The sequence below is a fragment of the uncultured Microbulbifer sp. genome (genome assembly GCF_947504145.1).
Classification (GTDB): Bacteria; Pseudomonadota; Gammaproteobacteria; order Pseudomonadales; family Cellvibrionaceae; genus Microbulbifer.
Window position 1 is genome coordinate 53,076 of the sequence record NZ_CANNGQ010000001.1, and the last position, 12,630, is coordinate 65,705.

11 protein-coding genes and 1 other RNA gene are annotated in these 12,630 nt (G+C 56.7%); 6 read left to right on the plus strand and 6 right to left on the minus strand.

What is annotated here, in order from left to right; translation table 11 throughout:
- Positions 1-79: 79 nt before the first annotated feature.
- Positions 80-703, plus strand: a complete 624-nt coding sequence (locus tag Q1A74_RS00260; RefSeq protein WP_299591264.1) for a Yip1 family protein — start codon at positions 80-82, stop codon at positions 701-703.
- A 111-nt stretch (positions 704-814) separates the two neighbouring features.
- Here Q1A74_RS00260 and Q1A74_RS00265 read toward each other — a convergent pair whose 3' ends face one another.
- Complete coding sequence (locus Q1A74_RS00265; protein ID WP_299591266.1) at positions 815-2,827, minus strand: M48 family metallopeptidase; 2,013 nt, start codon at positions 2,825-2,827, stop codon at positions 815-817.
- Between the two features lie 9 nt (positions 2,828-2,836).
- Positions 2,837-3,433, minus strand: coding sequence for a LemA family protein (locus tag Q1A74_RS00270; protein WP_299591268.1), 597 nt, complete (start codon positions 3,431-3,433; stop codon positions 2,837-2,839).
- Between the two features lie 225 nt (positions 3,434-3,658).
- Between Q1A74_RS00270 and Q1A74_RS00275 the strand changes: the two genes are divergently transcribed.
- Positions 3,659-4,837, plus strand: a complete 1,179-nt coding sequence (locus Q1A74_RS00275) for an acetyl-CoA C-acyltransferase (protein ID WP_299593794.1) — start codon at positions 3,659-3,661, stop codon at positions 4,835-4,837.
- A gap of 77 nt (positions 4,838-4,914) precedes the next feature.
- On the opposite strand, the gene Q1A74_RS00280 is transcribed toward Q1A74_RS00275, so the two are convergent.
- The 4 genes from Q1A74_RS00280 to Q1A74_RS00295 all read right to left on the minus strand — a co-directional run bounded on the left by Q1A74_RS00280 (position 4,915) and on the right by Q1A74_RS00295 (position 8,498).
- Complete coding sequence (locus Q1A74_RS00280) at positions 4,915-5,514, minus strand: BON domain-containing protein (protein ID WP_299591270.1); 600 nt, start codon at positions 5,512-5,514, stop codon at positions 4,915-4,917.
- A gap of 3 nt (positions 5,515-5,517) precedes the next feature.
- Positions 5,518-6,111 carry an SIS domain-containing protein gene (locus tag Q1A74_RS00285; protein WP_299591272.1) on the minus strand — a complete coding sequence of 198 codons (594 nt, stop codon included), beginning with the start codon at positions 6,109-6,111 and terminating at the stop codon, positions 5,518-5,520.
- A gap of 28 nt (positions 6,112-6,139) precedes the next feature.
- Positions 6,140-6,508 (minus strand): YraN family protein, encoded by a 369-nt coding sequence (locus tag Q1A74_RS00290; RefSeq protein ID WP_299591274.1) that lies wholly within the window; start codon positions 6,506-6,508, stop codon positions 6,140-6,142.
- Positions 6,509-6,581: 73 nt separating this feature from the next.
- Positions 6,582-8,498 (minus strand): penicillin-binding protein activator, encoded by a 1,917-nt coding sequence (locus Q1A74_RS00295; RefSeq protein WP_299591276.1) that lies wholly within the window; start codon positions 8,496-8,498, stop codon positions 6,582-6,584.
- 35 nt (positions 8,499-8,533) lie between these two features.
- Between Q1A74_RS00295 and rsmI the strand changes: the two genes are divergently transcribed.
- The 4 genes from rsmI (at position 8,534) to Q1A74_RS00315 (ending at position 12,626) form a co-directional block, all read left to right on the plus strand.
- Entirely contained in the window at positions 8,534-9,376 is an 843-nt protein-coding gene (gene rsmI / locus Q1A74_RS00300) for a 16S rRNA (cytidine(1402)-2'-O)-methyltransferase (protein WP_299591278.1), read from the plus strand.
- A gap of 49 nt (positions 9,377-9,425) precedes the next feature.
- An RNA gene (gene rnpB, locus Q1A74_RS00305) (RNase P RNA component class A) lies at positions 9,426-9,803 on the plus strand.
- 474 nt (positions 9,804-10,277) lie between these two features.
- Entirely contained in the window at positions 10,278-11,192 is a 915-nt protein-coding gene (locus Q1A74_RS00310) for a tyrosine-type recombinase/integrase (protein WP_299593797.1), read from the plus strand.
- A gap of 636 nt (positions 11,193-11,828) precedes the next feature.
- Positions 11,829-12,626, plus strand: coding sequence for a tetratricopeptide repeat protein (locus tag Q1A74_RS00315; RefSeq protein WP_299591280.1), 798 nt, complete (start codon positions 11,829-11,831; stop codon positions 12,624-12,626).
- Positions 12,627-12,630 lie beyond the last annotated feature (4 nt).

Genomic DNA, 12,630 nt, shown 5'->3' on the forward strand with positions numbered 1-12,630 from the left:
CGCCTTATTCCTGTTATTGATTGGTGAATTGCCGGCGCCCTTCCGATACTGCAATCAAGCGGTGCTCAGGAGGACCCCAGTGAAATTACTCAGTCATACCATTGGCATTTTTACCAACCCGGACAAAGAGTGGCAGGCGATCCGCGCCGACAAGCACTCATTCCTCCAGGTTTTTTTGAGCCATGTGCCCATTCTGGCGCTGGTTCCCACTATTGCCGGGTACATCGGTGTTACCCAGGTCGGGTTTGAGCTGGGCGGCCACGTTTCCAAGTTGACCCCGGCCAGTGCCGGTGCGCTCGCCGTAATTACCTACATCTCGCTGCTGGTGGGTATTTACCTGGTTGGCGAGTTTATCAATTGGATGGCCAAGGCTTATGGCGTCGAGGACGATGAGCCGACCCGCCATTACGAAGGCACTGCCCTCGCAGTTTTTGTCACTACGCCGGTACTTCTGGCGGGTATTGTGTTGTTGTATCCCCATTTGTGGCTGGTCGTCACCGTAATGGGGCTGGCGGCTATCTACTCTGTCTACCTGCTGTATGAAGGTATTCCGATTCTGATGAATATGAGCAAAGAGCGCGCTTTTTTATATGCGAGTGCGGTGCTCACCATTGGTCTGGTGGGCATGGTTACCATGATGATCTGCTCAGTAATCATCTGGACGATGGGGGTTGGTCCTGTGTACCAGCATCACTACCAGTAGCGCATATGTGCTGATGGGAAGCCCCGGTTGGAGTTCCCATAAATGGAGTGTCCATAAAAAAGCCGGCGGAACAGCCGGCTTTCGTGTTTTTGGATGCCTGTAAATGGTTGTTCAGAGTGTGGCCGTCTGACCATTGTCGCAGGGCGTGCTGATGGTGGCTGTCAGGGCAATGGGGGGCATTGGGCAGTCCAGGCAATCGGCGATGGCGCGCAGCAGCTCGACCTCAGTCCCTTCGATCACATCATCATGGGCGAGGGTGATAGCCAGAGCCTTGAGAAACCCCGGTTTTTTCAGTGGCGCGGTATCCACGGCGATTGCTAGCGCCTTGTCCAGGCGCTGTAGCGTAATATCGGTGCGGGTAGGTAGTGGTATCGGGGGTGTAACCCCGAGATGCCGAAGACCTGCCTCGAACGCGCGTTTTGCCTTCAGGTAATCGGCATTGCCCGCATGCGCCATGGTCGCCAGTAGAAAGTGCTGGGCGTCGGCGGTGGCCTTGTCAGTACCACTGGATACTTTGCGCTGTTTATCCGGTGTGGATTCCAGCCCGTGTACCAGTACGCGGTACAGCGCCCATTCCCAGATTTCCACCTTGCCGTCGGCACGCAACAGCTTGATCACATTGCGTTTGAATATCTGGTACTGCTGTGGCGCCAGTGCTTTAAGTGCGGGAATACACAAATCCAATAGGGGCAGGCGACAGGCTAATGGCAGCTGCTCCATCGACGGTTGCAGTTTACCGAACTCGCGCAGCACAGCCGGGTGCGCGGACCGCGTCAGTATGTCGTGTTGTAGCTCCCGCTGCCCGGGCGCCATGAGCAGCCCATATACCAGTGCTCTGGCCGCAAATGGATCGTGGGCGGCCGCCTGCAGGTCTGTGGGCACCCGGTGCAACAGGCTGCGGCCGAGCGCGACCTGGTCGGCGGAGGGGGCGGCAATATTGTTGTCGACGGCTTCCAGTACCCGATTCAGGCGCGCCTGATAGTCACTGCCGGTATCTTTCGAAATGATGCCCGAGTGGATTTCCGCATCATGCAAGCTGGATGCCCGGGCGTCTGTTCGCGAATTCAGCGCGCTGCCGGTACTGGGAATATCGGTGCTGCTCTGCGGCGGCACGGTCTTTTGCGCAGCGAAGCCCTTCCAGGCTGGATCCAGGCGAGTGATGCGCGCCGCCAGCGGCGGGTGGGTGGCGAAAAAGCCCAGCAGGGCGTGCTTCAGGCTGCTGGCAAAATACATATGGCTGAATTCGCTGGCATTCGCCGCCTGTAGATTGGAGCCGTGTGTGTGTTGGCCTATTTTCTTCAGCGCGCCCGCGATGCCATGGTTGCTGCGGGTGAACTGAACCGCGGATGCATCTGCCAGATATTCGCGCTGGCGCCCTACCGCAGATTTGATCAGGTTGCCGAACAGGGTGCCGGTGTAGCCGATCACCAGTAAGCCGGCGCCAATAGCAAACAGCACGATCCTGCCGCGGTTGTCGCGGCCGCCCCAGTGGCTGCCACGCAGCAGCCAGCCGCCGAGCAGGCTAATGATCAGGATGCCGTGTAGCAGCCCCACAATACGGAGGTTGAGGCGCATGTCGCCATTGAAAATATGGCTGAACTCGTGTGCTACAACTCCCTGCAGTTCTTCCCGGTTGAGCTGTTCGATACAGCCTCGGGTCAGCCCCACCACGGCGTCGGAGGGTTTGTAGCCCGCAGCAAAGGCGTTGATAGCGTTGTCTTCGATGATATAGACGTCGGGCACCGGTGTGCCCGAGGCCAGGGCCATCTCTTCAACTACGTTCAGGGCGCGTTGCTCGGCCAGCCCGCGGGGAGCGATGTTGATCTTTTTGCCCCCCAGTGACTCGGCGACGGCGTGGCCGCCGGCTGCCAACTGGCGCAAGCGAAATATACTTGCGATGGCAATGATCGCGGCGATGGTTGTCGCAATGCCCGCCACCGTATCCCAGCCGAGGCCAGCGATCATTTGCAAAACAGAAGCGGAATCCTGCCCGCGGGAGTAGTGGGTGAGCAGGGCGATAAACAGGGTGGTGATGGCAATCAACCCGACAACGGCGACGGCAAACAAGGCTACCAGCAGAGTGGAGTTGCGGCGGGCCTTGTCCTGGTATTCAAAAAAATTCATAGGCGGGCGTCAGAACTGAACCTTGGGCGCGGCTTGGAAGGCCTCTGAATCGGCGAACTCGAGTAGTTTTCCGTTATCTCGATGGCCAAAGAAGCCCGCAAAAAATACTGGCGGGAAGCTCTGGCGGTAGATGTTGTAGGTGGTGACGCCGTCATTGAAAGCCTGCCGCGCAAAGGAGACCTTGTTTTCTGTGGAGGTCAGCTCTTCCATCACCTGTTGTACGGTCTGATTGGCTTTCAGGTCTGGGTAGGCCTCCATAACCACGTTCAGGCGTCCCAGTGCGTTACTGAGAATCCCTTCGGCGTTGCCGAGGTCCGCTATGGCGGTGGCAGACCCGGGGTTGCTGGAGGCGGCCTGGAGGCCGGCGAGGGCCGTGTTGCGCGCGCTGATCACCGCTTCCAGGGTGCCGCGCTCGTGCTTGAGATATGCCTTGGCGGATTCCACCAGGTTGGGGATCAGATCGTAGCGGCGCTTGAGTTGTACCTCGATTTGCGCAAACGCGTTTTCATAGCGGTTCTTCAGGGATACCAGCTTGTTGTAGATGCCGATAACGTAAAACACCAGTGCGGCCAGAATCACCAGCCAGACGATGGTTGAAACTTCCATGGGTGGTTATCTTCCTGTTGTGAAAAGTCAGTCTTATTGGTTCGGATCGGTTTATCCCACGATTGCGTCTGATATTACCATGAGCAATACAACGAAAGGTGGATAGTCGGCACACCCACAGGTTGAGGTATAATCGGCCTCGAAAATTCTACTTATCGCAATACTGGTCATCATTTTGTGGCAGTTGCCGTTAAATTTGGAGTCATTGACAACATGAGCGAGCAAATTACAGACCCCGTGGTCATTGTTGGAATATCCCGCACCCCCCTGGGAGCCATGCAGGGCGCGCTGTCTGGCCTGAGCGCCCCGGAGCTGGGTGCCGTCGCGATTCGCGGCGCACTCGCCGATGCCAGCGTGGCGGCTGCCGATGTGGATGAGGTCCTGATGGGTTGTGTACTGCCGGCGGGGCTGGGCCAGGCACCTGCGCGCCAGGCATCCCTGGGTGCTGGCATTCCCGAAGGTATACCCACCACCACCGTAAACAAGGTGTGTGGTTCCGGTATGAAGACCGTGATGATGGCGCGCAACGCCCTACTTGCAGGGGATGCCAAGATCGTGGTCGCTGGCGGTATGGAGAGTATGAGCAATGCGCCGTACCTGCTGCCCAAGTCCCGTGCAGGCATGCGTCTCGGTCACGGCGAAGTGCTGGACCACATGTTTACCGACGGTCTGGAAAATGCCTACGACGGCCAGTTGATGGGTAACTTTGCCGAGTGCACCGCAGACAAGTTTGGGTTCACCCGGGAGGCACAGGATGCGTTTGCCCTGGAATCCCTCGCGCGCGCGAACGCGGCGATTGAGTCCGGTGCGTTCAAGCGGGAGATTTCTCCCGTCACCATCAGCACCCGCAAGGGTGATGTGGAAGTCGCCGTGGACGAGGGGCCGGGCAGTGCCCGTCCGGACAAAATCCCTGCGCTGCGCCCGGCGTTCCGCAAGGACGGCACCGTAACCGCAGCCAACGCCAGCTCGATTTCCGACGGCGCGGCAGCCCTGGTGTTGATGCGTGAAAGCGAAGCCAAGGCTCGCGGTGTGCGCATTCTTGCGGTACTGAAAGGGCAGAGCCAGTTCGCCCACGAGCCGGAGTGGTTTACCACTGCACCGGTATCGGCTATGGCCAACCTGTTGAAGAAAACCGGCTGGAACGCTGCGGATGTAGACCTGTTTGAAATCAATGAGGCTTTTGCCGTAGTCACCATGGCGGGAATGAAGGAGCTGGATCTGCCGCGCGACAAGGTCAATGTGAATGGCGGTGCCTGTGCACTCGGCCATCCACTGGGAGCCAGTGGCGCGCGGGTGATCGTTACCCTGCTCGCGGCTCTGGAAAATCGCGACCTTAAAAAAGGGGTGGCGAGTCTTTGCATTGGCGGCGGTGAGGCGACGGCGGTCGCGATCGAGCGGCCGTAAATGAGCACTTGTTTACACATAAAAAAACGGAGGCAATGCCTCCGTTTTTTTATGTGTACTCTTTTTTTGCGTCGTGCTCAGTCGATATATTCCACCGCTTTCACGACCTTCTGTACCCCGCCGACAGTGCGGGTTTTTTCCGCTGCATTTTCCGCTTCCTGGCGGGTCAGCAGGCCCATCAGGTACACCACGCCGTTTTCGGTAACCACCTTGATGCGGCCGCTGTCGATTTCCTTGTCGGTTAGCAGGGCGCTCTTCACTTTGGTAGTCAGCCAGGTATCGCTGGTGCGGGCCAGCACGGAAGTGGTGCCGCGCACCTGAATCTCGTTGTAAACCTGGCGTACGGAATGCACCTGTTGTGCAGTGCCGCCGGCCAGATTGCGCAGGTCATTGCTGGATACCTGCCCGGTGAGCAGTACCACCCCATTGAAGCTGACAACATCGATATTGGCTGCTTTCAGGTCCGGGTGGGCTTTGCCGATATTGACTTTGGTGATGGTTTCAAGCTGCTGGTCATCAATATAGGTGCCAAAGCTGCGCTCACCGGGATCCGGCTGAATGGGGCCGTCGTGGGTGGCGTCCAGTACCGTAGCGCACCCGCCGAACAGAGTCAGTGTGCAGGCCGCAAGGGTCAGCTGGAGCGATTTCATAAAGGGTTTACCGCTAGTTATTTGCATGGATCAATCCTCGTATCCGCCAAACAGGCTGCTGTCGATCAGGTCGCACAGGCAGAACAGCGTCAGCAAGTGGACCTGGTGTACCTCTGAAGCGACATGAGAAGGTACGCGCAGTTCGATATCGTGTACGTCCAGTAGTGCGGTGCAGTCGCCATCGCTTTCTCCTCCGGTGAGCGCAAGCACGCCCATTTCCCGGTCGTGGGCCGCGCGGATTGCCTGCACCAGGTTGGAGTCATTGCCATCGGTACTGATGATGACGAGTAAATCTCCCGGCTGGCCCAGGGCGCGGACCTGGCGGGCGTAAGATTCGGCGCGGCCGTGATTGCGCGCTACGGTGCCGGTAGTAATCGCGTCGCCGTTCAATGCCAGCGCGGGAAGGCCCGGCCGCTCCCGTTCAAAGCCGCCCATCAACTGTGCGGAAAAACTTTGCGAGAGGGCGCCGCTCAAGCCATTGCCACAGATCAGGAGTTTGTTTTCGGCCAGCAGTGTATGCACGACCATTTCACTGGCTTCGGCAATCAACGGTGCCAAAAGTTCACCCGCATTCATCGTCGCTTCAATGCTGTGGTGAAACAGGGTTACAACGCGCTGTTCCATTTATTCGGTGATTTCCATCTGTGTGAGCCTATTGCCCGAAGGCGTTTTTTATCCAGTCGATAATCAGTGATTCGCATTGGTTGCTTTGGTTGCTTCGCTCGATAGTGATGACATCAAAGCGGCAGGGGCAATCCATTTTGCGATATTGCAGGTAACCGTTCGCAGTGGCCAGTAATTTGCGTTGTTTGCGGAAGTCTACCGAAACACCGGCGCCGCCAAAACTGCGATTACTTCGGTAGCGTACCTCGACAAAAACCAGGGTGTTGCCGTCGCGGGCAATCAGGTCTATCTCACCAAAGCGGCCGCGAAAGTTCCGCTCGACAATTTTCAACCCGGCTTGTATCAGGTGTCGTTCGGCAACCGCTTCCATCCGGTTGCCTATCGTGGTCGTATCCATTTTGTGTCCATACATTTGGATTGCCGGCACCCCTGATCCCTGGGGCTCCGTGTGCTAAAAATCGTGTGCTGTGTCAGTCGATATGTGCGCTGCTGTCATTGGGTACCGTGCCGCTTTCACTGGTAGTGATGGGGACCGGCGCACCTTTGTCGATCTTTGCCCAGATCTGCTCCCGCACGATACGGCCATCGGCGGTGAGACTCAGAGCCCCGGTGAGGCCGTAAACCTGTTGTTCGGGAAACTGGCGCAACATTGGTAAGCGCGGATACAGGCGGAAGGCATCGGCACCCAGTGCGTAGAGGCGGGCAAACGCCGGTGCAGGCGCGGCCTGTTTCACGATGTTCTGTTTGGTCTGATTGTCGTCTTCAAACAACCACGGCAGTGCGGTAAAGCGCACTCCGTTGATATCGCGGTCGCGCTGGCGATTGATGGTGCCGGCAAAAACCTGGGAAGTGGAAAATACCGGGAGTTCACCGGCGTAGAAGAACGACAGCATGGGTTTGATCTGGCGAGCCTGTTGCGGTTGCGCCAGAACAAACAGCATATCCACATCACCGCGCCGGCGCGGAGTGAACTTCAGTGGTGAGGCGAGTTTGCTGCGCAGCTCGCGCTCGCGGTTCTTGCTCTCGGAGATCAGCAGGGCATCACTGATCAACTGTGAGAAATTGCTGTTGTCGCGGTAGTTACGGCTCTCGGTGACACTGCCGCCGAGCTGGTTCCACTCCTCGGTAAAGGCTTCCAGGCCGCGCTGTCCCCAGCTGGATTCTGGAGCCAGGATCATTGCCTGACGGTGTCCCTGGCGATACGCCTGCTGCGCAACCTGGCGGGCTTCATCTTCAATGGCGAGGCCGAACTGGACCAGATCCGGTGTCAGGCGCCCCTGGTCGCCCTTGTCGCCGGCATAGTTGAGCGCCAGCGTGGGCACTGGCAACATTTCGGTGGCCAGTAAATTGGCGACCTTGCTCTTGTCCAGTGGGCCGACGATCGCCTGGGCACCGTTGTTGACCGCAGCCTGGTAGATTTCTTCAAACGGTTGATCCCGGCCGGTATCGTACACCTGTACTTGCGGGGTGGGTGCGCCTGCATCCAGTGCGCTGTAATAGGCGGCCATGAAACCGTCGCGAATTGCGCGCCCGGCGCTGCCCAGCGGCCCAGACAGCGGCAATAGCAGCGCGACATTCTGCGCGCGCTGGGACGCCAGCTGTTCCAGCAGTTGCAGCGCCTGGGGCGGGTGGGATACCGCGGTGTGGCTCGGCCACTGCTGGCGCCAGCGGCTCAGTGCGGACAGTTGCGTGCTGATATCTGCCTGGGTGTCGCGGCCGAGCAGGGCCAGCTCGTACCAGGCGCGCATCTTCGAGTCGAGGCTCTCCTCGGCGCGCAGGCGCAGCTCTTTGGAGGGCAATTGGGTCAACAGCTGCCAGAAGCCGTCGTTGTTGGCGGCGATGGCCTCGGCTTCACGGGCGAGCGGGGCGATGCGCTGACGCTCGGCGATGCCGCTGTCGATATCGCCCATCAGGCTCCACAGGTCAGCGCGCAGATTGCGCAGAGGCAGGGCGGTATCGGCAGGTATCTGAAACCAGGACTGCTCCAGTCGCGGCGCGCTAACCAGGTCCAGGGCAGTAAAGAATTCGTCGTCTGCGGCCAGTGCGCTGCCGTACACCTGAGCGTACTTGGCGTACTCGGTATCGGTCAGCTGTTCGGCATCGATACTGCTGGCAGCTTGCCTGACCGTCGCGTTATCGCCCAGAGTGTATAGAATGGCGGCCGCCTGCAGCTGCGCCCGGTCTTTTTCCGGCGATGGCAGCTGGCGCGCGTCATTCAGCAGACGGATGGCGCTCTGGCGGTCGGCGGAGGCAACATTGCCCGGATCGGCCGGGATCTGTGCGCCAGGCTGGCTGCTGGGCGTCTGGCACCCGGCCAGAGCCAGTGTCAGGGTAGCGGCCGCCAGGCCATTGAAAATCAAAGGAATTCGCCGGTACAGGGCGGACATATTCTTCTCCCACAAAACTTATTCTGGAGTGAACTATGGGGCTGGATACAGCGGTGCTCTATATCGTGGCGACGCCCATTGGCAATTTGGCGGATATGGTACCGCGAGCCATAGAAGTTCTACAATCGGCGGATCTGGTGGCGGCGGAAGACACCCGTCACAGTCAGAGACTTTTTTCGCACTTTTCCATCGAAACGCCCCTTGTGGCCTATCACGATCACTCGGATGACCAGCGGACCACAAAAATTCTGCAGCGACTGGAAGAGGGGCAGACCATCGCCCTCATTTCCGATGCGGGCACTCCGCTAATCTCCGATCCGGGCTACCGGCTGGTGCGCGAGGCCCGCGAGCGGGGCTTTAAAGTGGTGCCGATCCCCGGTCCCTGTGCCTTTGTGGCGGCCCTGTCGGCGGCTGGGCTGCCCAGTGACCGGTTTACCTTCGAGGGTTTTTTGCCGTCCAAATCGCTGGCGAGAGAGAAAGCGCTACAGGCGCTGGGCGGCGAAACGCGCACCATGGTGTTTTACGAGGCGCCGCACCGGGTGCTGGATACGCTGGAAGCTATGTGCGAGGTATTTGGCGGCGCTCGCGAGGCTGTCATTGCGCGGGAGTTGACCAAGGCGTTTGAGACCATTCATCTGCTGCCATTGGCGGAGCTGGTGGAGTGGGTGCGTGCGGATAGCAATCAGCAGCGGGGGGAGATTGCGGTGCTGGTGCGCGGGGCGGCGGAGGAGAAGTCGTCGGCGCTGGATGCAGAGTCGGAGCGCGTGATGACGCTGCTGCTGGCGGAGCTGCCGCCCAAGCGTGCGGCGGCGTTGGCGGCAGAGATTACCGGTGTGAACAAGAAGCTGCTCTACAACTGGTCGCTTTCGCAAAAATAGGTGGCAAAAGTAAGTTGCATTACCGGAGGGCGCTCATTACTCTTCGCGCCGAGTCAGCCAGGCAATCGCTGTCGAGCCGCTTTCGGGCGGTGAGATGGAGGAAAGTCCGGGCTCCATAGGGTGGGACGCCAGGTAACGCCTGGGGGGCGTGAGCCTACGGAAAGTGCAGCAGAGAGTAGACCGCCGATGGCTTCCTCGGAAGCACAGGTAAGGGTGAAAGGGTGCGGTAAGAGCGCACCGCGCGGCTGGTAACAGTCCGCGGCATGGTAAACCCCGTTCGGAGCAAGACCAAATAGGCCCCCTTTAGCGCAAGCTAGCAGGTGTGACCCGCACTGGGGGCGGGTAGGTCGCTTGAGGTGTCTGGTGACAGGCATCCCAGATGAATGATTGTCCGCGACAGAACCCGGCTTACCGGCTGGCTCACTAAATTGGTATTTCTTCAGTGTTTTCAAAGGGTTAGATCCGACTCTGCCCTTTGGAGACCCTGTTGATGGTACAAAGACTGCTACAAACTTCCTTTCCATATCTTCTTCTACGAAATAAGACCTTCTACTTCCGTTTCGTTTCACCACGACACGTTCTCGAGCTTCTCCCAAGCGCACCCAGGGAAATCCGACGTAGTCTCAGAACTGATTCCTTGACTCATTCTGCGTCTTTGGTCGGAACCAAGCTCGGCACGATTGCTGAAATCCGTCGTTCCCGGGACCCTGCTTCGCTAGAAAGGCTATATGGCCGTTTGACAGACTTCGCGCAGACTTATTCTTGTGACTGGGAGGTGAGCCCCGGGCCGAAGAACATTCCAGCTAAGAGGGCCTCTGTGAGCGCTGACGAGCCTTTCCCCACCCTAACTGAGGCATGGGTAGCGTTTAAGGCCTGGAGGCAATGGGGAGAGCGTTTGGCTGTGGATAACGAGCGGATGTTTGAGAGCCTGCGACACTTTCTAGGTGATGTGCCGGTTGATCAAGTCACCAAGCAAGGGCTCAAGGCGGCTCTGCAGCAGATTTCCTGGTTACCGGTACGGCACAAAGCTCCGTACAAGGGGCGGTCACTGGAGCAGCTGGCTAATGAAGCTGTACCTGAAGAGGATCGGGTGTCTGGTAAGTATGTGAAGGGACATCTGAAGCTAGCTCAGGGGTTGTTCAGCAGCTACTTAGTCAACGAGCTCGAGTTGCTCGAGCAATCGCCGACGGCAGGCCTCACCTGGCGCTACGAAAACCGCCGATACGCTAGCCTCGATGACCAGCTGGTTCAGCAGGCAGTAAGAGCGTCTGCGGAGAAGCCTGAGTGGTTCCGCTGGTTTTTATTAATTGCGATTTACTCCGGAGCGCGAAGATCAGAAATTGCCAATTTGCTGAGCGAAGATTTTAGAATCGATAGCGGCTCCAGGCGTGAATACTTTTTAATCAAGTCAGGGAAAACGAAAGCGGCTACACGACGTGTACCACTGCACAAAATGCTAATTCAGGCTGGATTACTGGAGTGGGTGGCAGAGCAGAAAGGCCAGCTATTCCCTATTGCAGCACGAAACCCCAATCGAGCCACGGACTTGTTCAATAGCCTTTTCAGTGCTTCATTCAACGAGGTGGGTGAACGAATGGTGTTCCACTCACTACGGCATACTTTTATTACTAAGGCCCGCGCAGCGGGGGTCCCCGACGTATTGGTGCAGCAGGTGGTCGGACACGAGAAGCGTGGAGCGGGGATTACGGATCGCTACACGCATACTTTCCCCGTCAAGGATGTTCTCTGTGTGGTCGATGCCGTCCAGTTCCCTGTGTGCAGAGAGATTGTCGAAAGCAAAGGGAGAGGCACCTAACACAGGTTCTCGTGAAACTTGTGCGACGGACAGGGCGTGAAGAGCAGGCGTGGTGCGGGCTCCAGCCGAATAGACAAAACTAATTAGTATAAAGAGCCCCTACTCAATAGTAACTCCTACCTCGGATCCCTGCCGGCGCAACCAATACTGTACCAACGAGTTCAAGGATAGAGTCAACGGCTGTGCCACTGGCTACATGCGCCAGTGACAGCTATGAGATCGCGAGATAGTTTTTGGTAAAGTTAGGTCATCTGATCAGCGATTGCTCAATCAAGACCTAAGAGTGGTTATCTGAGAGTACTCTCGAATGCTGGATTTGCCAGAGCATATGAAGCGATCTGCATCTGAATGTGATTTTATAAAAATAATATATAAATCAACGGGCTATGGTTTTTATTTTTGCCATAGTGCTTTGCTCACCAAGTTGCCCACCATGTGCCTGTATATTCATTAGTCTGCAATCATTTAGCCCACAACGTAAAGGGTTACAGCCACCTACAAGTAACGCTCCCCACTTGAATTAATGTGATTTGTGTCACATTATTCGGCGTGTGTTCAGACTGCGTATTCATCATCAAAGATATATGTCAGTTGGCAGCACCAAAATAAAGTTCAGCATGGAGCAAAGGTTTAATAGTGAAAAAAATAACGATCGTGTGTTTTATTTTTTTGATTTTTGGGTGTAGTGAGGAAAGGGTTGGCGATACTGCAAATGATTCTTCCCGATCGGATTCCTGTTCAACTATCGACGACTGCTTCCAGCGAGCTAAGAGTGGTGATACAGAGGCGCAGTACCAGCTAGGTATTTTATTAATAAAAGATGGCCAGGTTGATAGCGGACTTTCTTGGGGAAAAACGGCAGCCAAGCGAGGTCATATTCAGGCAAATAGAGACTTAGGGCGATTATATGCTAAGGACGATCTGGAATTTTTGGCATATGAATATTTAGAGAGGGCTGCATCACTTGGTGATCCTCTCTCTCAATACTGGCTTGGTTTATTTTGTCAGTGGAAAAATTTGAAAGATATAACAATAGACTGTACACCTTCATCCTCAGAGAAGTGGATACTTAAAAGTGCAAATCAAGGATATCCAGAAGCATTGAGCTATCAAGCTATGTACCTTGCGTCTACCGATGAAGAGCGGTTCAGTCTGAAAAAGCGTGCTGCAGAGGGCGGTGATCAGTCCTCAATGGCTGCAATAGGTGCTAGTTTTCATGCTGGTATAGGCGTGAAACAGGATTGTGTAGAGGGGTATGCGTGGGCACTTGCGGCTAATGAATTCGGTGAGATTAGCGATGAGCTTGATAAGGATCACATAAATATGTCTCTAGAGCTCACTGGCTCTGATATTTCGGAAATTCAAAAGCGGGTGGCACTAAAAAGGTCTAAAGAAATATTGGCATCGGTCAAACCCTTTACGTGGGAGGGGTGAAGCT

Coding starts and splice junctions, on each gene's coding strand:
- Q1A74_RS00265 (WP_299591266.1), bottom strand. CDS start 2,827: ATGAATTTTTTTGAATACCAGGACAAGGCCCGCCGCAACTCCACTCTG.
- Q1A74_RS00270 (WP_299591268.1), bottom strand. CDS start 3,433: ATGGAAGTTTCAACCATCGTCTGGCTGGTGATTCTGGCCGCACTGGTG.
- Q1A74_RS00280 (WP_299591270.1), bottom strand. CDS start 5,514: ATGCAAATAACTAGCGGTAAACCCTTTATGAAATCGCTCCAGCTGACC.
- Q1A74_RS00285 (WP_299591272.1), bottom strand. CDS start 6,111: ATGGAACAGCGCGTTGTAACCCTGTTTCACCACAGCATTGAAGCGACG.
- Q1A74_RS00290 (WP_299591274.1), bottom strand. CDS start 6,508: ATGGATACGACCACGATAGGCAACCGGATGGAAGCGGTTGCCGAACGA.
- Q1A74_RS00295 (WP_299591276.1), bottom strand. CDS start 8,498: ATGTCCGCCCTGTACCGGCGAATTCCTTTGATTTTCAATGGCCTGGCG.
- rsmI (WP_299591278.1), top strand. CDS start 8,534: ATGGGGCTGGATACAGCGGTGCTCTATATCGTGGCGACGCCCATTGGC.